Here is a 19,271-nt window from a genome sequence, read left to right as displayed (position 1 = left end):
TTTTTTTCGTTAGAATCAGATAAATTGATAGCGATCTGAGATCAACATGGCGAACCAAATCACTGAAATATCACAGAGTAGCACACAGGATTATGTGCATTGGTTTCGCCATTCCGCACCCTATATCAATGCGCACCGCCATAAAACCTTTGTGCTGATGTTTGGTGGTGAGGCCGTCTTACACCAAAACTTTCAGCATATTATTCATGATATTGCCCTGTTACATTCACTCGGCATCCGCCTGATTCTGGTACACGGCGCACGACCACAGATTAACCAGAACCTCACTGAACGGAATATTGAAACACCTTTCCACCAAAACCGCCGCATTACCACACGTGAGTCACTGCGTGGGGTGATGAATGCCGTGGGTTCAATTCGCCTGGAAATTGAGGCACTGCTTTCCATGGGACTTGCCAACTCTCCGATGTATGGCGCACGCATTGATGTGGTTTCTGGAAACTTTGTCACCGCCAAACCCTATGGCATCCGTGATGGCGTTGACTTCCAGCTTACAGGCGATGTCCGCTCAATTGACACCGATGCCATCCATCGTCATCTGGACAATCACAATATTGTGTTGTTAGGGCCAACGGGTTACTCGACCACAGGCGAAGTGTTTAATTTGCTGGCGGAGGAAGTAGCCACCAAAACGGCAACCATGTTAAAGGCGGACAAGTTGATTTTTCTGGGCGAACAACAAGGTTTAATGGATGCCAAACAGCAGTTGCTGCGTGAGCTCAGCCCACGTCAGCTTGATCCCTATATTCAGCAATACCAAAACCAGTCTCCCGAATTTGCCCTACATTTAAAACAGGCGCAACAGGCTTCCCTGTCAGGCGTACATCGTGTACACCTGATTTCCTATGCCTATGATGGCGCACTGATTGAGGAACTGTTCACTCGTGATGGCATTGGCACCATGATTACCGATGCCCATTATGAGGAGGTACGGATTGCTAATATTCATGATGTGGGCGGCCTGATAAACCTGCTGCGGCCACTTGAGCAGGAAGGTATTCTGGTGTATCGCTCCCGCGAACGCCTTGAAAGTGAGATTGAGCAGTTTGCCGTGATTGAGCGTGATGGCATGATTCTGGCCTGTGCCGCACTCTACCCGATTCCAGCGAAAGCCAATGAAAAATGTTCTGCCGAAATCGCCTGTGTTGCTGTCGACTCCAGTTACCGCAAATCTAACCGTGGTAGCCAGATCTTGCAGTTTCTGGAAAGCAGGGCGAAACAGCAAGGTATTCAGCAACTATTTGTCCTCACCACACGCACGGCGCACTGGTTTCTGGAACACGGCTTTAGCCCTGCCAGTGTGGATGACCTGCCAAATGCACGTCAGGCACTTTATAACTATCAACGTAATTCTTTGGTATTTAAAAAATCCCTTGACTAACGCCTCTGGAGATATTGTTATTTTTGATAATGATATCTCCACATCCTGTCTTTTTGTTATATCCGCCCTCAGCAAAACCATAGCCTTAAAATAGAAAAACACTAAAAACAATGGCTTATAAAAATAATGCTCCTTTTTGATATCTATACCCACGATAAGCATATCCAATATTCTGTTTTGCACTTTTTAAGATAAATAAAGCCTGATTAGTTATTTTTTATGCAATAAAAAAAGTTTTAGTTTGATTGCTCAGCTTATTTCATCTTTTGATTTTCGGGGAGCACAAGCAGCATGGCCATTTTTATCAGTCGTTTATGGACACAACCTATCCTGATTACAGCAATGCTTGCCAGCTTGGTTAACATCACAGGTTGTGCAAAAAAAGCTGAGCAGCAAGAAGCCAAACCACAAGAAACCACAACATTAAATATCGGCTTTCAGAAGTATGGTATTTTGCCGATTGTTAAAGCAAAAGGTGAACTAGAAAAAAACCTTGCTGCTCAAGGCGTAAATGTCAAATGGGTAGAGTTTCCAGCGGGTCCACAACTTCTGGAGGGCTTGAATGTTGGCAGTGTCTCTTTGGGTGAGGCAGGTGAAGCCCCGCCTATTTTCGCTCAGGCAGCCAATCCAAATCTGGTGTATGTGGCCAACCAGCCAGCAGCACCTACTGCTGAAGCCCTGATTGTACAAAAAGATTCGCCAATTCAATCCGTACAAGACCTGAAAGGCAAACGTATTGCACTGAACAAGGGTTCAAACGTCCACTATTTATTATTGAAACTGTTGGAAGCCAACAACCTCACCCTCAATGACATCCAGCCTGTCTATCTTCCACCCTCAGATGCCCGTGCCGCATTTGAAAAGGGCGCAGTTGATGCCTGGGTGATTTGGGACCCATTCCTAGCTGCGGCGGAACATCAGGTACATGCGCGTGTCATTGCCAATGGCGAGCATTTGGTCAGCAATTACCAGTTCTATTTAGCGGACCGTAAATTTGCCGAAAATCATCCTGAAATTTTAAAGACCGTTGTTCAAACCCTGAACCAGACCACCGACTGGGTCAAGACCTATCCAGATGATGCCGCGAAACTACTGGAAAAACCAACCGCACTGGAATTTGAGGTGTTAAAAGCATCGATTTCACGCATGGGCTTCGGGGTTCAGCCCATCTCTGAAAAGGTTGCCAAGGAACAGCAATATGTTGCTGATGCATTCTACGCGCAGAAACTGATTCCAAAACAGTTGGTAATTCAGGACGCGTTGCTTAAGAACGAAATCAGGTAATAGGGGGAACGGGATCGCACAGCGGGTTTTAGACAAGCGCCCAAAACCCTTGCCTGTACATGCACTCACGACCGAGGTGATCAACAATCAGCAACAGATCGCCGATCTGTTTTAAACAGGAACAGCTCATCCCCCTACAGATCGACATTCAGCACAGTGTCTGGTCTGCCAAATAAATTTTTTACTTTTTCATAAGGAACATCGACATGAATATTTTCTGGTTTATCCCCACTCACGGTGACAGTCGTTATCTAGGCACCAGCAAGGGTGCGCGTCAGGTCGATCATGCCTATATGAAACAGATTGCAGTGGCCGTTGACAACCTGGGCTATGATGGCGTACTGATTCCAACAGGCCGTTCCTGTGAAGACCCATGGATTACAGCTGCCAGCCTGATTGATGCCACCAGACAACTTAAGTTTCTGGTAGCCCTCCGTCCAGGCATTACCACGCCTGCGCTCGCCGCCCGCATGGCAGCGACTTTCGACCGTCTTTCCAATGGACGTATCCTGCTCAACCTTGTCACAGGTGGAGATGAACAGGAACTCAAGGGCGATGGCCTGTATGAGGACCACAGTACCCGTTACCAGACCGCTTCTGAATATGTCAAAATCTGGCGTGAAATCCTGACCCGTTCGCATACAGGTGAATCGTTTACTTTTCATGGCGAACGCTTAAGCGTCGATGATGCCAAACTGCTCTATCCACCCGTACAACAGCCTCATCCCCCGTTATGGTTTGGTGGCTCATCCGAAGCGGCGACTGAGCTGGCAGCAGAACAGGTTGATACCTATTTAACCTGGGGTGAACCACCTGCCGCAGTCAAGGAAAAAATCCAATATTTACGTGCCAAGGCTGCCGCTATAGGCCGAACCCTAAATTACGGCATTCGCCTACATGTGATTGTGCGTGAAACCAATGAACAGGCCTGGGCAGCGGCGGATGAACTGATCCAGTATCTAGATGATGCCACGATTGCCGCAGCACAGAAGAAATTTGCGCAAATGGATTCAGTGGGCCAACAACGCATGGCGGCGTTGCATGGTGGACGTAAAGATCAACTTGAAGTGTCCCCGAATCTTTGGGCAGGCATTGGTCTGGTTCGCGGTGGTGCAGGCACGGCATTGGTGGGTGACCCAGAAACGGTGGCTGCAAGGATTCAGGAGTATGCAGATTTAGGCATTGATACCTTTATTTTCTCAGGCTATCCACATCTGGAAGAATCGATTCGTTTTGCGGAATTGGTGTTTCCACTCTTGCCGCTGAAAACACGCAAGAAACTGGCACAACCGCACTTAACAGGACCATTTGGGGAAATCATTGCCAACAACTACGTCCCTGAGACTACGGAAGCAAAAAATCTGGTCAAGGAGACAGCATGAGTGCAAAAGTTTTCTTAAACAATGTTTCACGTGGAACACAGCAGCTTGGCAAAGGCCTGTTACCGTGGCTGTTACCGATCTTATTGATCGTCATCTGGCAAATTGCCTCAAGTACAGGTTTACTGCAAAGTCGGGTTCTGCCCGCGCCCACTGCTGTGGTCAGTGCCTTTTGGCACCTGCTCATCAGTGGTGAGCTTTGGCAGCATGTCAAGGTCAGTGCTGGTCGGGCTTTACTCGGCTTATTGGTGGGTGGGGGGCTGGGGCTAGTTCTCGGCTTGCTGAATGGCTCATCCCGTTTTGCATCAACGCTGCTGGACACCACCCTGCAAATGATCCGCAACATCCCTGCACTTGCCCTGATTCCACTGGTGATCTTATGGTTTGGCATTGATGAAACCGCCAAGTTGTTTCTAGTGGCGGTCGGGGTGTTTTTCCCGATCTATATCAATACCTATCATGGCATCCGTTCAGTTGATCCGCAGCTGATTGAAATGGGCAGAAGCTATGGGCTGAACCGCTGGCAACTGTATAAAGACATTATTTTACCTGGCGCAATGCCCTCCATTTTAGTGGGGCTACGTTTCTCTCTCGGTTTGGTGTGGGTATTGCTGATCGTTGCTGAAACCATTTCCGCCCAGTCAGGCATTGGCTATATGACCATGAATGCACGGGAGTTTTTACAAACCGATATCGTGCTAGTGGGTATCCTGCTGTATGCCTTGCTGGGGAAACTGGCCGATGTCTTTGCGCAACTGCTGGAACGTTATTTATTACGCTGGCATTCAGGTTATCAAAAATAAAAAAGGAAAATAAACATGAGCAACCTCAATCTAAACCTATATGAAAATAATTTCATCCAGCCCATTATTAAGCTAGATACCACAAACGCCCCAGCCAATGGTGCAGATATCCTGATTGAGCAACTGTATAAGTTCTATGGCGAGGTCAAGGTACTTGAGGATCTGGATTTAAACATTCAGGCAGGCGAGTTTGTTGCCATTGTCGGGCGCAGTGGCTGTGGTAAAAGCACCCTGCTACGCCTAATCGCACAACTGGAAAAGACCAGCTATGGTGAAATCAAGTTCCAGTCCGCACGCAACTTCCGTGAGGGCATCACCAATGATGACATTCGGGTGATGTTTCAGGACCCACGCCTGCTACCCTGGAAAAGTGTCTTGCAAAATGTGCAACTGGGATTGGCCAAAAGTCAGCGTGGGCTTGCAGAGCAACTTCTAGAAAAAGTCGGCCTAAAGGAAAAGGCTGCACAATGGCCTGCCCAGCTATCAGGCGGTCAGCGTCAACGTGCCGCACTGGCTCGGGCATTGTCACATGCACCGCGTATCCTGTTGCTGGATGAACCACTTGGCGCACTGGACGCACTTACCCGTCTGGAAATGCAGAACCTGATTGAACGCCTCTGGAAAGAACAGGGCTTTACCGCAATTCTGGTGACACATGATGTCAGTGAAGCAGTACAGCTTGCTGACCGAATTATTCTGCTGGATCAGGGACATATTGCGCATAATTTTCAGGTCAATCTTCCACGTCCACGCAAAAAGAGCATTGCCTTTGCCCAGTTGGAACAACAGGTCCTTGATGCGGTTTTAGCCACCTAAAACCGCTTTTACCCATCTCAAAAACCACATTTCAAGAACAACAACCACTCGACAATTTCTCGCAATGACTGAGGAATTATTTACAAAATATGTCTTACCCATTTTAGATTTCAATAATTATCAAGTACATCGTGACTACTGGTCTGGCAATCCCTGCTTTTTCGATAAAAAATACGGTTATTTTGCACAAATCCGCCAATTTATCTTACAATGTCAATGACATTTTTTGAATCAAGCTCGCAGATGGAACAGAAAAAGAGTACACAAAAGCGCAATCAACTGCTGAATGCTGCCCTGGATGTTTTTTCCGTCTATGGATTTAGTGGTGCAAGTCTGGATGAAATTGCACAACTGGCAAATATGCATAAATCCAATATCTTTTATTATTATGAAAACAAAGAGTCACTGTATGTTGAAGTGCTCACCACCGTAATGCAAAAGTGGTTGGCACCCTTACAGATATTGGAAGTCGAGCTTGAGCCAACTGAGGCCTTAACTCATTATTTGATGCAAAAAATCGAAAGTTCAAAAGATCAGCCAAAAGCTTCTCGTTTATTTGCATTGGAAATCATTCAGGGTGCACCGCATATTTTACCGATTTTAAAAGGTCCATTGAAAAAGCTGTTTAAACGCAAAACCAAAGTGATTGAGACTTGGCAGGAACAAGGTAAATTATCCAAAGAAATTGATGCAGAATTATTAATTATCAATATTTGGGCAATCACCCAAAATTATGCGGATTTTTCTACTCAAATGGAAATGGTCACAGGCAAGACCCTGCGCAACCGCAGTATGTATCAACGCACCATTGAGCATACGGTACACTTGATGCTATATGGTGTATTGCCACGTTAAAACCAGAAAGCATTGATCAGGCCTATCTCAACAGATAGGCTTTTTTATTTAAAAATGGGTCTGATACAGCGCCAATAGTTTCTGTGCCCCCACCAGCAGATTTTCCTCCCAGTCCAGATGCGCAGTATCGTTGGCGCCATCGGTAATATACTTGACTGAAATCAGGCGCACCCCCAGCTTCTGACACACTTTAGCGAGGGCATAGGCTTCCATGTCTACCAGATTACAGGATACTTTTGGTTGCCCTGTTTCAAAAGAGTCGCCTGTACCACAGACGCCTTTCGGTAAATGTTCAAAATGCGGCTGGGCATGAATTTCGGCGGGAATGTCCTCATCCATTGGTGTCACGCCCACGGCAAAACCCAGCGGTGACACGTCCATGTCCCGTTGCACAAAGGTGATCACCTCAACCAGACTGTGTGCATCAAAGTGCGAGCTGCCCGCACTGCCTAGATTGATCAGGGTTTTGCAGCCAGTTTTCTGAATCACCTCAAAGGCTTTAAATGCCGCATTGATTTTGCCAATGCCACTATAGTGAACCTGAATGCCTGCCTGCTCAAATAGACCTTTAGATTCATTCGGCAAAGCCATAATTAAAGCAATCTCAGACTGCATCATGATCACCCAACAATTTAAAATGCGTAGTGTAGCGGATTATCCCACAGAATGAAGTAGGGTCAGCAATTGCCCTAACAACCCTTTCTCCGAATTTTTTGCTGATGAAAAACACAACAACAAGACGAAACGCCGAGAATATGGCAATATATAGCCTTTGCAAAATTCACTGAATTTAACGCCCATGAAGTTGCTTCGTCTCAACGCATTATCGCCAGATTTTCAGTTACCTCCGAGCGCGGTAACGATTGGCAATTTTGATGGTGTCCATCTGGGACATCAGGCGATGATTGCTCAACTGAAAACATTGGCAGATGCCAAAGGCTTAAAAACATTAGTGATGATTTTTGAGCCACAACCGCTTGAATTTTTTAAAGGTTATGATGCCCCACCCCGTATTAGCTCGCTCAGAGAAAAAGTAGAATATTTAACTGAGTTAGGCGTGGATTATATTGCTGTCGCCAAGTTTGACCAGCACTTTAGAAGCATGAATGCCACTGCGTTTGCCGATTTACTCAAAAATAAATTAAACGCACAAAGTCTGGTTTTAGGTGATGACTTTCATTTTGGTAAAGACCGTCAGGGCAACAGCGAGTTTCTACGCAAATATGGCTTTGATGTCACCAATTTAAATACGGTTGCACTGAATGGAGAACGAGTCAGTTCAACCCGTATCCGTCAGGTTCTACAGCAGGGCGACCTTGCTTTGGCGGCAAAGCTGCTGGGCCGTCCCTACAGCATTACGGGACGGGTGCAATATGGCGACCAGATTGGACGCACCCTTGATTTTCCAACCATCAATGTCCGTTTAAACCGCCATAAACCGTGTTTAAGTGGTATTTATGCGGTGGATGTCGTCTGTGAAAATGCCTCACTCACAGCAAAAACAAAGCACACTGATTCTGCTTTGAACGGAATTAAGGGCTATCAAGCCGACAGTTTATTTGGCGCAGGTCATGTCGGAACACGTCCAGCCATCAAACAAGAACATCCAGAGTGGCGATTAGAGGTACATTTCCCCGATGTTTCTGCTAATCTGTATGGCTTATTGATGCGGGTAACTTTCCTTCACTATCTACATGGTGAACTGAATTACCCTTCGCTTGAAGCACTCAAAGCTGGGATCGATGATGATGTGCAAAAACTACGAGACTATCGTAAGCGCACACCAGAATTTCCTTTTTAAATTTTAAATTTCATTTTTGTAGAACATGTCAGTTTAGACTGATAAAACTGGAAGAAAACTTGCATGAGCGATAAGCAAACTCCTGAAAATGCAGTGGATTATAAAGCCACACTCAATTTACCAGATACTGAATTTGCCATGAAAGCAAATTTGGCTGTGCGTGAAGCCAAATGGTTAGAAGAGTGGTATGCCGACAACATTTATCAGCAGATTCGTGAATCGCGTATTGGTAAGAAAAAATATGTTCTTCATGACGGCCCTCCATATGCCAATGGTCAAATTCATTTGGGTCATGCGGTGAATAAAGTCTTAAAAGATATCATTATTAAAAGCCGTATTATGGATGGCTTTGATGCGCCTTATGTACCAGGTTGGGACTGCCACGGTCTTCCAATCGAACTTAAAGTTGAAGAAAAAGTCGGTAAAGTGGGTGTCAAAGTCGATGCATCAACTTTCCGTAAAGCGTGTCGTGAATATGCCTACACCCAAGTCGAATTACAGAAAAAAGACTTTGTGCGTATGGGCGTATTTGGTGACTGGGATAATCCATACCTCACCATGAACTTTAAGCAAGAAGCGGACATTGTCCGTTCGCTTGGCGCAATTGCCAAAGCAGGTCATATCGAACCCGGCTTAAAACCTGTGAACTGGTGCTTGGATTGTGGTTCTGCGCTGGCAGAAGCGGAAGTTGAATACGAAGATAAAAAATCAGATGCAATTGATGTTGGCTTTACGGTTGTTGATCTTAAAGACTTAAGCAGCCGTCTTGGTGTTGATGTTCAAGATGTGACGGACATCGTGATCTGGACCACTACACCCTGGACACTGCCTGCCAACCAAGCAGTGGCACTCCATGCTGAAATCGACTACCAACTTGTTCAAGTACAAAGTGATCGTGGTACACAAAACTTTATTCTGGCCAAAGATCTGGTTGAATCGGCAGTCGAACGTTATAAGCTCGAAAATCCAGTGGTACTGGCTGATTTTAAAGGTTCAGCAATCGAGAATATCTTATTACAACATCCACTGATTACTGATCGCCAAGTGCCTGTGATCTTAGGTGAACACGTTATTGCAACCAGCGGTACAGGTGCAGTACATACCGCTCCTGGACACGGTGTAGACGACTATAAAGTTGGCTTACAGTACAACCTAAAAGTTGATAACCCTGTCGGTGGTAATGGCGTATATTTACCAACAGCGCCGATTTTTGCAGGCGAACATATCTATAAAGCTAATCCAAAAATTATCGAAGCTTTGGGTGCTGCTGGTCGTCTATGGGCGCATCAGCCAATCAAACACAGCTACCCACACTGCTGGCGTCATAAAACCCCGATTATCTTCCGTGCGACACCTCAATGGTTTATCAGCATGGATGCTAAAGGTTTACGTCAGACAGCCTTGAATGCGATTGAAAATGACATCGAGTTTGTCCCAGATTGGGGTAAAAATCGTATTCAATCCATGATTGAAGGACGCCCTGACTGGTGTATCTCACGTCAACGTACTTGGGGCGTACCAATCCCATTCTTTGTACACAAAGATACTAATGCATTACACCCTCGTACACCTCAACTCATTGAAGAAGTCGCTAAACTGATCGAACAAGAAGGTATTGATGGTTGGTATAACCGCGATGCTAGCGACTTCATTGGCGCAGATGCTGAACAGTACAATGCCGTACGCGATACACTTGACGTTTGGTTTGACTCAGGTACTACACATTATGCAGTGTTGCGTGAACGTGAAGAGTTACAAGACCCTGCAGATTTGTATCTTGAAGGTTCAGACCAACATCGTGGCTGGTTCCAATCGTCATTGTTAACTTCAATTGCGATTAATGAACGTGCACCGTATAAAGGTCTACTCACTCACGGTTTCGTGGTCGATGAGAAAGGTCGTAAGATGTCTAAATCATTAGGCAACATCATCACCCCACAAGACATTATTAAAGATATGGGTGCTGATGGTTTACGTTTCTGGATTGCATCTGCTGACTATCGCTATGAAATGACGGCTGGTAAAGAAATCTTTAGCCGCGCATCAGATGGTTATCGTCGTATTCGTAATACCTTACGTTTCTTGTTGGCAAACCTGAATGGCTTCAAACCATCAACTGATGCTCTACCTGTAGATGAATTGATTGCATTGGACCAGTACATCTTGCAACGCGCTGCTGAAGTGCAGAAAACCATTCAGCAAGCCTATAAAGAGATGAATTTCCATATTGTGACCAACGCATTGACCAACTTCTGTATCAATGACTTGGGTGGGTTCTATCTCGACATTATTAAAGATCGTCAGTACACCACCAAAGCAGATTCACAAGCACGTCGTTCTGCTCAAACAGCGCTATATCATATCGTGCAAGCCTTTGTTCGTTGGATGTCGCCAATCTTGAGCTTTACCGCACAAGAAGCCTGGCCATTGATTCCTGAACAGACAGGTAAATATGTGTTTACCGCTGAATGGTATGACCTTCCAACTGCATCAACAGCAAACTTACTGTCTGAAGCAGATTGGCAAACATTGATTAGCGTAAAATCAGCAGTAAATAAACAGATTGAAGCAGCACGTAACGCTAAACTCGTCGGTAGTAACTTATCTGCAAAAGTTGAACTTTGGGCAGATGAAGCATTACAGAAATTATTAAACCAATTGGCTGATGAATTACGTTTTGTCTTGATCACCTCTCAAGTCATCGTTTACCCTTATGCTGAACAAGGTGAAAGCACTGACTTAACAGGATTACGTGTCCAAGTCTCCGCAGCAGATGGTGAAAAATGTGTACGTTGCTGGCATGTATTGCCAGATGTAAACACCCACGCAGGTCATGCAGGTTTATGCGCACGATGTATTGTGAATGTCACTGATAGCGGTGAGGTCAGAAAATATGCCTAATGCAACGAAAAAACAGGGCTTATTGCTGTTCTACCCTCATAACCTCCTTTGGCTGGCACTGTCGGTGCTTGCGATAGTGTTCGATCAACTCAGTAAATGGTTTGCTTTAGCCAAAATTCCGCATCTGGACTTACCTTGTCAGTATAGTGCAGACAAAGTCTGTGCCTACTCCGACTCTATCTCGGTCATTCCGCGTATTTTTGACTGGACGCTTGCCTATAACCATGGTGCAGCGTTTAGTTTTTTATCTGATGCTGGCGGTTGGCAACGCTATTTATTTACCTCTTTAGCGGTGGTGGTTTCGATCATTTTTGTGTTTTGGTTACTGCGCATGCCAAAGAAACTACTGGTTTTACCACTCGCCATTGCCTTGATTTTGGGCGGTGCGGTGGGTAATTTAATTGACCGCATGACTTTGGGTTATGTGGTGGATTTTATTCACGTTCACTACGACACCATTTGGCATTTCCCAGTATTTAACCTCGCCGACTGCGCTATTACTTTAGGCACCATTTTGCTACTTATTGATACTTTCTTCCTTGAAAAGAAACGTATCCAAAATGCGGATGCATAAGATGACTGAAATTATCCAACCAAACGAAGAAATTCGTATTCAAGACGGCTCAAAAGTCGACTTACATTTTTCCGTTTCAATTGAAAATGGTGTTGAAATTGACAATACACGTAACCGTGAAGAACCCGTAAGCCTCGTGATTGGCGATGGTAACTTATTACCTGGCTTTGAAAAGGCATTATTTGGTTTACGTGCTGGCGATCGTCGTACCGTACACCTCCCGCCTGAAGATGCGTTTGGACCTTGGAATCCTGAAAATATCCAAATCTTCGATACCGTTAAATTTGAGCAACGTCCAATCGTTGGTCATATGATTGAGTTTGAAGACAAGGCCAAGGCAACACTTTTTGGTGTAGTAAAATCGGTCAATGATGACATCACCGAAATTGATTTTAACCACCCGCTTGCAGGTAAAAACATTACCTTTGAGGTTGAAATCTTTAAGGTCACCCCTGCTGGACAACAAGGCGTTCAATTGATGTAACACAAAAGCTCTCAAATGAGAGCTTTTTTAATCAATAAACAATTATAAAATCATTTAGGTTCATCCAATTCCATTAAAAAATCAATCCAACATCAGAAATATAGGAATCCACCCATGCTTATTTATATTATCGTTGGCAGTGTTCGTGAAAACCGAACCGCAATTAAGGTTGCCAATTGGCTACATCAAGAGATTGGCAATTTTTCCTTACAAGACATCCAAACAGAAATTATTGACTTAAAGGAATGGGATTTACCAATTTTTGCAGGTGCCCACCCACCCGCGACTGGAATCTATGATCAACCGAAGCAACAGCAATGGGCAGATAAAATTGCCACGGCAGATGCATTTATTCTTATCAGCCCTGAATATAATCATGGCTACAGCCCAGCCCTTAAAAATGCACTGGATTACATTGGTAAAGAATGGCAGGGTAAACCCGCAGCCTATATCGGCTATGGTTCAACCAATGGTTCACGTTCGATTGATCAAATCCGTCAGGTAGGTACACAACTTGGACTGATTGATTCCAATGCCATTCTTGAAATCCGAGATATTTTTAGACGAAACCAAACAAAAGCTTTTGAGGCAAATGAATTTGAAATCAAGATACTCAATGTCATCATTGAAAAATTACAGAAATATCATTTGGCATAAATGTAAGCTTAAACGTACATTAATCAGAGTCATTGACGAATATACGGCTATCAACTTTAATTTTAATATACACATTATAGAGAGACAGGAAGTCTCATTCAGAACAACAAGATGCACAGGATGTGTTTGTTTATAGGCAATAAACTGAATATGAAGAAGCCCCGTCAGAATGATGGGGCTTTTTTTATCTATCATTTTTAAACGCGATTTAAAGACTTTTAAGATAAGCAACCACTTCGCTATGCTCTGCCATTTCAGCAAGCTGTAATGCTGTATATTCGCCTTTATACGCGACATTTGCTCCTTTACTCACTAGTAGCTTCACCACAGCTAAATTGTCATTTTCAGCAGCTGCTTGTAATGCGCTATAGCCTTCATCATCGGTCTGGTTGGGATCTGTACCTGCTGCCAATAATTGCTCGACTTGTTCCACATCACCGAGTGATGCCCAATACACTAGTTCAGGAAGATGGAGTTCTGCATCATCTTCTGGAATTGGAGAGATTGAGTTAAGTTTCATAATAATTCTCTTTAATAACCTTTCAAATTAATAATTCTCAACGATAAATTCACCATGAGATTCAGCAACAAGAAATTGAACCACATTTTCACGTGTCTCTAGAACCCATACACCTGTAAATTCTGGTGTCCGTATTACAGTAAAATACAACTTAAAAAGATCACGGATGGAACTTATACCATCCCTTACTACTAAAGCAAAATCTTCCCATTCCTTATTGTTTCCCCAAGGATTATCGGCGTGTAAATATTTTCCTAATCGATCATACAATTTAATAAACTGATTTTTGTCAAAGAATTTTCCTGTTTTTCTATCAAAATGCCAAGTCCCATTCTCTAACTTTTTAGCTGGTAACAAAGGTATAGTCAAACTACTTTATTATCCATACAGGATTCGAAAAAAAATCGAAATAATTCATCGATTGAGTTGTATTAGTTCTATAATGATTTGACTATATAGGGTAAAAGTCAGAATTTATTCCACTTAAAGCTTTTAAAATTGAGCTAGCTTTATAATCTTTTGTATAGTCAGGATTTTTATCAGCTTGAGCACGATATTCTTGATATTTGATTTTATTTGGGGCGATCGAAGCTAAAGCAAATATTTCTAATGCTTTACGTAAATGTAATATTGAGGATTCTAAATCTAATAAATCTTTAATTTCGAAATATGACTCTATAAGACTTTCACACTTCTGTAATCTAAAAAGTGCCTCATTTACTTTATCAGTATAAATTTTTTGTAAATCTTTCATTTCAATATCTGTTTAAAATTCAAACAATATATTACTTTCGCAATAAAAAACACCCTCTCTGCTTTTGCGGAGGGGGTGTTTAGTATTTAAAAGCTGGCGATGACTTACTCTCACATGGCAAACGCCACACTACCATCAGCGCGAAGAGGTTTCACTTCTGAGTTCGGGAAGGGATCAGGTGGTTCACTCTTGCTATTGTCGCCAGCAAACTGTTGTGGTGTTTTGGGGTCTTATTGATCATGTTGTGTTTTCACTTCATGTCTGCCTTACTTACGAACCAAAGAGTTATTAACGGATTAGATATTGAGTCTAACTTTGTGTTCAGCATTTTAACTAGTTTTTACACTAAATCAAGTTATGTATTGAACTTATCTTGAATACAACAACTGTTTGGGTGTTGTATAGTCAAGCCTCACGAGCAATTAGTATTGGTCAGCTTCACACGTCACCGTGCTTCCACACCCAACCTATCAACGTCCTGGTCTCGAACGGCTCTTTAGAGGACATAAAGTCCTAGGGAAATCTTATCTTGAGGTAGGCTTCCCGCTTAGATGCTTTCAGCGGTTATCCCTTCCGAACATAGCTACCCGGCGATGCCACTGGCGTGACAACCGGTACACCAGAGGTTCGTCCACTCTGGTCCTCTCGTACTAGGAGCAGATCCTCTCAAATTTCCAGCGCCCACGGTAGATAGGGACCGAACTGTCTCACGACGTTCTAAACCCAGCTCGCGTACCTCTTTAAATGGCGAACAGCCATACCCTTGGGACCTGCTTCAGCCCCAGGATGAGATGAGCCGACATCGAGGTGCCAAACACCGCCGTCGATATGAACTCTTGGGCGGTATCAGCCTGTTATCCCCAGAGTACCTTTTATCCGTTGAGCGATGGCCCTTCCATACAGAACCACCGGATCACTAAGACCTACTTTCGTACCTGCTCGACTTGTGGGTCTCGCAGTTAAGCGCGCTTTTGCCTTTATACTCTACGCGTGATTTCCGACCACGCTGAGCGCACCTTCGTACTCCTCCGTTACTCTTTAGGAGGAGACCGCCCCAGTCAAACTACCCACCAGACATGGTCCTCGTCCCGGATAACGGGACAGAGTTAGAACCTCAATATTACCAGGGTGGTATTTCAAGATTGGCTCCATCGGAACTAGCGTTTCAGTTTCAAAGCCTCCCACCTATCCTACACAAGTAAGATCAAAGTTCAATGTCAAGCTGCAGTAAAGGTTCACGGGGTCTTTCCGTCTAGCCGCGGGTACACCGCATCTTCACGGCGAATTCGATTTCACTGAGTCTCTGCTGGAGACAGCGCCCCCATCATTATGCCATTCGTGCAGGTCGGAACTTACCCGACAAGGAATTTCGCTACCTTAGGACCGTTATAGTTACGGCCGCCGTTTACTGGGGCTTCGATCAAGAGCTTCGCTTACGCTAACCCCATCAATTAACCTTCCAGCACCGGGCAGGCATCACACCCTATACGTCCACTTTCGTGTTTGCAGAGTGCTATGTTTTTAATAAACAGTTGCAGGGGCCTGGTTTCTGCGGCTGCCAACCGCTCAGGGAGCAAGTCCCATCACCGTCAGCAGCGTACCTTCTCCCGAAGTTACGGTACCATTTTGCCTAGTTCCTTCAGCAGAGTTCTCTCAAGCGCTTTGGTCTACTCGACCTGACCACCTGTGTCGGTTTCGGGTACGATTCCTGTGTAACTGAAGCTTAGAGACTTTTCCTGGAAGCATGGTATCAGCCACTTCACTGTACAAGTACAGCTTGCTATCGACTCTCAGCATAGAGCACCCCGGATTTGCCTAAGATGCATGCCTACAACCTTCCACCTGGACAACCAACGCCAGGCTGACTTAACCTTCTCCGTCCTCTCATCGCATTACATAGAAGTATTGGAATATTAACCAATTTCCCATCGACTACGCCTCTCGGCCTCGCCTTAGGGGTCGACTCACCCAGCCCCGATTAACGTTGGACTGGAACCCTTGGTCTTTCAGCGTGCGAGTTTTTCACTCGCATTGTCGTTACTCACGTCAGCATTCGCACTTCTGATACCTCCAGCAGACTTCTCAATCCACCTTCATCGGCTTACAGAACGCTCCCCTACCACGTAACTTAAAAGTTACATCCGCAGCTTCGGCACATAGTTTTAGCCCCGTTACATCTTCCGCGCAGGCCGACTCGACTAGTGAGCTATTACGCTTTCTTTAAAGGGTGGCTGCTTCTAAGCCAACCTCCTAGCTGTCTATGCCTTCCCACATCGTTTCCCACTTAACTATGATTTTGGGGCCTTAGCTGGCGGTCTGGATTGTTTTCCTCTTGACTACGGACGTTAGCACCCGCAGTCTGTCTCCCGGATAGTACTCATTGGTATTCGGAGTTTGCATCGGTTTGGTAAGTCGGGATGACCCCCTAGCCGAAACAGTGCTCTACCCCCAATGGTATTCGTCCGAGGCGCTACCTAAATAGCTTTCGGGGAGAACCAGCTATCACCAGGCTTGATTAGCCTTTCACCCCTATCCACAAGTCATCCCCTGGCTTTTCAACGACAGTGGGTTCGGTCCTCCAGTTAGTGTTACCCAACCTTCAACCTGCTCATGGATAGATCGCCTGGTTTCGGGTCTATACCCAGCAACTAAACGCCCTATTAAGACTCGATTTCTCTACGGCTCCCCTATTCGGTTAACCTCGCTACTGAATATAAGTCGCTGACCCATTATACAAAAGGTACGCAGTCACCGAACATGTCGGCTCCCACTGCTTGTATGCATGCGGTTTCAGGATCTATTTCACTCCCCTCACAGGGGTTCTTTTCGCCTTTCCCTCACGGTACTGGTTCACTATCGGTCAGTCAGGAGTATTTAGCCTTGGAGGATGGTCCCCCCATATTCAGACAAGGTTTCACGTGCCTCGCCCTACTCGTCATCATTATGTGTGCCCTTTCGTGTACGGGAATATCACCCTCTACGTTCGCACTTCCCAGAGCGTTCCACTAAAACACACATAACTTAATGGGCTACTCCCCGTTCGCTCGCCGCTACTAAGGGAATCTCAATTGATTTCTTTTCCTAAGGGTACTGAGATGTTTCACTTCCCCTCGTTCGCCTTGCAACACTATGTATTCATGTTGCAATACCTACCTTATGGTAAGTGGGTTCCCCCATTCAGATATCTCCGGATCACAGGATATTTGCCGCCTCCCCGGAGCTTTTCGCAGGCTATCACGTCTTTCTTCGCCTCTGACTGCCAAGGCATCCACCACATGCACTTAATTACTTGACTATACAACCCCAAACAGTCGTTAACACATACAAGTGAGTGTTATCGTTGCAAACTTAATTGCTACTGGTTTGTTGTCTGTGAATTTAATCACCATACAGCTTCAATCTAAATTCATATACCAAAACGCTTGATTCAGTGTTTTTGCTAGTTCTCATTTCTAACAACTCAGCTTAAAGAATTAATTCTTCTTGCTTTGTTATTGAATGAGTGAACAATTTATTTCAGACTCAATTTTCTAATCTGTTAATGATTAACTACAGCCTCGTCAGCTTGCAGTAAACTGTGATAAATCACAGAAGTTAATAAATCTAAATCAATCTCTTGATTCACCTTATTTATTAAGTTCTATAATTTAAAAATATCTTTCACTACCATATTAGATCAGATACTACGCGCAGCATAGCTGCTTGTCTTGCGCTTCGGCAAAGCGTTGCTTTGCTGATCGAAGCTCTGGTGGAGACTAGGAGAGTCGAACTCCTGACCTCCTGCGTGCAAAGCAGGCGCTCTACCAACTAAGCTAAGTCCCCAGCTTACAATCATAATGAACGATATATCTTCTCATCTAGTAGCTTGTGATTATTCATCACTTCGTCAGTAGTGGTGGGTCTGACAAGACTTGAACTTGTGACCCCACGCTTATCAAGCGTGTGCTCTAACCAACTGAGCTACAGACCCTGAGAAATAAAAGAAGAGATCGTTGATCTCTTCTTTTATTTCGCAAGACAAGCGCAGCGCGTAGTGCACGACTTATCTCTAAAATTAAAAAAGAGAAACAATACTTTTTCTATCTTTCATTCGATATATCTCGAAGAACAACTTGTTGTGGATTCTTACCGATCGTCAATCTTTCGTTAAGGAGGTGATCCAGCCGCAGGTTCCCCTACGGCTACCTTGTTACGACTTCACCCCAGTCATCGGCCACACCGTGGTAAGCGTCCTCCCTAAGGTTAGACTACCTACTTCTGGTGCAACAAACTCCCATGGTGTGACGGGCGGTGTGTACAAGGCCCGGGAACGTATTCACCGCGGCATTCTGATCCGCGATTACTAGCGATTCCGACTTCATGGAGTCGAGTTGCAGACTCCAATCCGGACTACGATCGGCTTTTTGAGATTAGCATCCTATCGCTAGGTAGCAACCCTTTGTACCGACCATTGTAGCACGTGTGTAGCCCTGGCCGTAAGGGCCATGATGACTTGACGTCGTCCCCGCCTTCCTCCAGTTTGTCACTGGCAGTATCCTTAAAGTTCCCATCCGAAATGCTGGCAAGTAAGGAAAAGGGTTGCGCTCGTTGCGGGACTTAACCCAACATCTCACGACACGAGCTGACGACAGCCATGCAGCACCTGTATGTAGATTCCCGAAGGCACCAATCCATCTCTGGAAAGTTTCTACTATGTCAAGGCCAGGTAAGGTTCTTCGCGTTGCATCGAATTAAACCACATGCTCCACCGCTTGTGCGGGCCCCCGTCAATTCATTTGAGTTTTAGTCTTGCGACCGTACTCCCCAGGCGGTCTACTTATCGCGTTAGCTGCGCCACTAAAGCCTCAAAGGCCCCAACGGCTAGTAGACATCGTTTACGGCATGGACTACCAGGGTATCTAATCCTGTTTGCTCCCCATGCTTTCGTACCTCAGCGTCAGTATTAGGCCAGATGGCTGCCTTCGCCATCGGTATTCCTCCAGATCTCTACGCATTTCACCGCTACACCTGGAATTCTACCATCCTCTCCCATACTCTAGCT

At 45.0% G+C, this 19,271-nt stretch carries 15 protein-coding genes, 2 tRNA genes, 2 rRNA genes, 1 pseudogene and 2 other annotated features; of the genes and pseudogenes, 12 read left to right on the top strand and 8 right to left on the bottom strand.

Features of this window, described 5'->3' with window-relative positions; all coding sequences use genetic code 11:
• The first annotated feature begins 46 nt into the window (after positions 1-46).
• The 7 genes and pseudogenes from argA (at position 47) to F967_RS02580 (ending at position 6,539) form a co-directional block, all read left to right on the top strand.
• Positions 47-1,402, top strand: a complete 1,356-nt coding sequence (gene argA, locus F967_RS02605) for an amino-acid N-acetyltransferase (protein ID WP_004797998.1) — start codon at positions 47-49, stop codon at positions 1,400-1,402.
• 291 nt (positions 1,403-1,693) lie between these two features.
• Complete coding sequence (locus F967_RS02600) at positions 1,694-2,686, top strand: sulfonate ABC transporter substrate-binding protein (RefSeq protein ID WP_004758648.1); 993 nt, start codon at positions 1,694-1,696, stop codon at positions 2,684-2,686.
• A 13-nt stretch (positions 2,687-2,699) separates the two neighbouring features.
• Positions 2,700-2,862, top strand: a pseudogene (locus F967_RS14035) (aliphatic sulfonates ABC transporter substrate-binding protein); the annotation flags it as partial.
• 30 nt (positions 2,863-2,892) lie between these two features.
• Positions 2,893-4,068 carry an FMNH2-dependent alkanesulfonate monooxygenase gene (gene ssuD, locus F967_RS02595; protein ID WP_004680184.1) on the top strand — a complete coding sequence of 392 codons (1,176 nt, stop codon included), beginning with the start codon at positions 2,893-2,895 and terminating at the stop codon, positions 4,066-4,068.
• Positions 4,065-4,868: an aliphatic sulfonate ABC transporter permease SsuC gene (ssuC, locus tag F967_RS02590; protein WP_004758650.1), complete on the top strand. Its 804-nt coding sequence runs from the start codon at positions 4,065-4,067 to the stop codon at positions 4,866-4,868. Before ssuD ends, ssuC begins: the two co-directional genes overlap by 4 nt.
• Before the next feature lie 15 nt (positions 4,869-4,883).
• Positions 4,884-5,684, top strand: coding sequence for an ATP-binding cassette domain-containing protein (locus F967_RS02585; RefSeq protein WP_004797995.1), 801 nt, complete (start codon positions 4,884-4,886; stop codon positions 5,682-5,684).
• Positions 5,685-5,927: 243 nt separating this feature from the next.
• Positions 5,928-6,539: a TetR/AcrR family transcriptional regulator gene (locus F967_RS02580; protein ID WP_026040037.1), complete on the top strand. Its 612-nt coding sequence runs from the start codon at positions 5,928-5,930 to the stop codon at positions 6,537-6,539.
• 48 nt (positions 6,540-6,587) lie between these two features.
• Here F967_RS02580 and F967_RS02575 read toward each other — a convergent pair whose 3' ends face one another.
• Complete coding sequence (locus F967_RS02575; protein ID WP_034430964.1) at positions 6,588-7,154, bottom strand: phosphorylase family protein; 567 nt, start codon at positions 7,152-7,154, stop codon at positions 6,588-6,590.
• 184 nt (positions 7,155-7,338) lie between these two features.
• Here F967_RS02575 and ribF point away from each other — a divergent pair, with 184 nt between their 5' ends.
• The 5 genes from ribF to F967_RS02550 all read left to right on the top strand — a co-directional run bounded on the left by ribF (position 7,339) and on the right by F967_RS02550 (position 12,956).
• Positions 7,339-8,340, top strand: a complete 1,002-nt coding sequence (gene ribF, locus F967_RS02570; protein WP_004797993.1) for a bifunctional riboflavin kinase/FAD synthetase — start codon at positions 7,339-7,341, stop codon at positions 8,338-8,340.
• Between the two features lie 63 nt (positions 8,341-8,403).
• Positions 8,404-11,241 carry an isoleucine--tRNA ligase gene (gene ileS / locus F967_RS02565; protein WP_004797992.1) on the top strand — a complete coding sequence of 946 codons (2,838 nt, stop codon included), beginning with the start codon at positions 8,404-8,406 and terminating at the stop codon, positions 11,239-11,241.
• Positions 11,234-11,815 carry a signal peptidase II gene (gene lspA, locus F967_RS02560; RefSeq protein ID WP_004797991.1) on the top strand — a complete coding sequence of 194 codons (582 nt, stop codon included), beginning with the start codon at positions 11,234-11,236 and terminating at the stop codon, positions 11,813-11,815. The genes ileS and lspA overlap by 8 nt, the downstream gene beginning before the upstream one ends.
• 1 nt (position 11,816) lies before the next feature.
• A complete protein-coding gene (locus tag F967_RS02555) occupies positions 11,817-12,299 on the top strand; it encodes an FKBP-type peptidyl-prolyl cis-trans isomerase (RefSeq protein WP_004675386.1) in 483 nt (160 codons plus the stop codon).
• Positions 12,300-12,413: 114 nt separating this feature from the next.
• Positions 12,414-12,956 carry an NADPH-dependent FMN reductase gene (locus F967_RS02550; RefSeq protein ID WP_004797990.1) on the top strand — a complete coding sequence of 181 codons (543 nt, stop codon included), beginning with the start codon at positions 12,414-12,416 and terminating at the stop codon, positions 12,954-12,956.
• Positions 12,957-13,164: 208 nt separating this feature from the next.
• Here F967_RS02550 and F967_RS02545 read toward each other — a convergent pair whose 3' ends face one another.
• From F967_RS02545 to F967_RS02520, 7 genes are all read right to left on the bottom strand, one after another.
• Entirely contained in the window at positions 13,165-13,476 is a 312-nt protein-coding gene (locus F967_RS02545) for an ankyrin repeat domain-containing protein (protein WP_004758663.1), read from the bottom strand.
• Between the two features lie 27 nt (positions 13,477-13,503).
• Positions 13,504-13,845: a hypothetical protein gene (locus F967_RS14445; protein ID WP_004797989.1), complete on the bottom strand. Its 342-nt coding sequence runs from the start codon at positions 13,843-13,845 to the stop codon at positions 13,504-13,506.
• Between the two features lie 82 nt (positions 13,846-13,927).
• Positions 13,928-14,230 carry a hypothetical protein gene (locus F967_RS14440; protein WP_004797988.1) on the bottom strand — a complete coding sequence of 101 codons (303 nt, stop codon included), beginning with the start codon at positions 14,228-14,230 and terminating at the stop codon, positions 13,928-13,930.
• Positions 14,231-14,321: 91 nt separating this feature from the next.
• Positions 14,322-14,436: ribosomal RNA gene (gene rrf, locus F967_RS02535) — 5S ribosomal RNA — on the bottom strand.
• A 195-nt stretch (positions 14,437-14,631) separates the two neighbouring features.
• Positions 14,632-17,525 (bottom strand): 23S ribosomal RNA (locus F967_RS02530).
• A gap of 451 nt (positions 17,526-17,976) precedes the next feature.
• Positions 17,977-18,052, bottom strand: a tRNA-Ala gene (locus tag F967_RS02525).
• A 71-nt stretch (positions 18,053-18,123) separates the two neighbouring features.
• A tRNA-Ile gene (locus F967_RS02520) sits at positions 18,124-18,200 on the bottom strand.
• A gap of 190 nt (positions 18,201-18,390) precedes the next feature.
• Positions 18,391-19,036, bottom strand: a sequence feature (16S ribosomal RNA rRNA prediction is too short).
• A 4-nt stretch (positions 19,037-19,040) separates the two neighbouring features.
• Positions 19,041-19,271: a sequence feature (16S ribosomal RNA rRNA prediction is too short), on the bottom strand.

This window comes from Acinetobacter sp. CIP 102637 (genome assembly GCF_000368425.1).
Classification (GTDB): Bacteria; Pseudomonadota; Gammaproteobacteria; order Pseudomonadales; family Moraxellaceae; genus Acinetobacter; species Acinetobacter parvus.
Note: the sequence above shows the minus strand (reverse complement) of the source record. Positions and strands in the feature narration are given on the sequence as shown.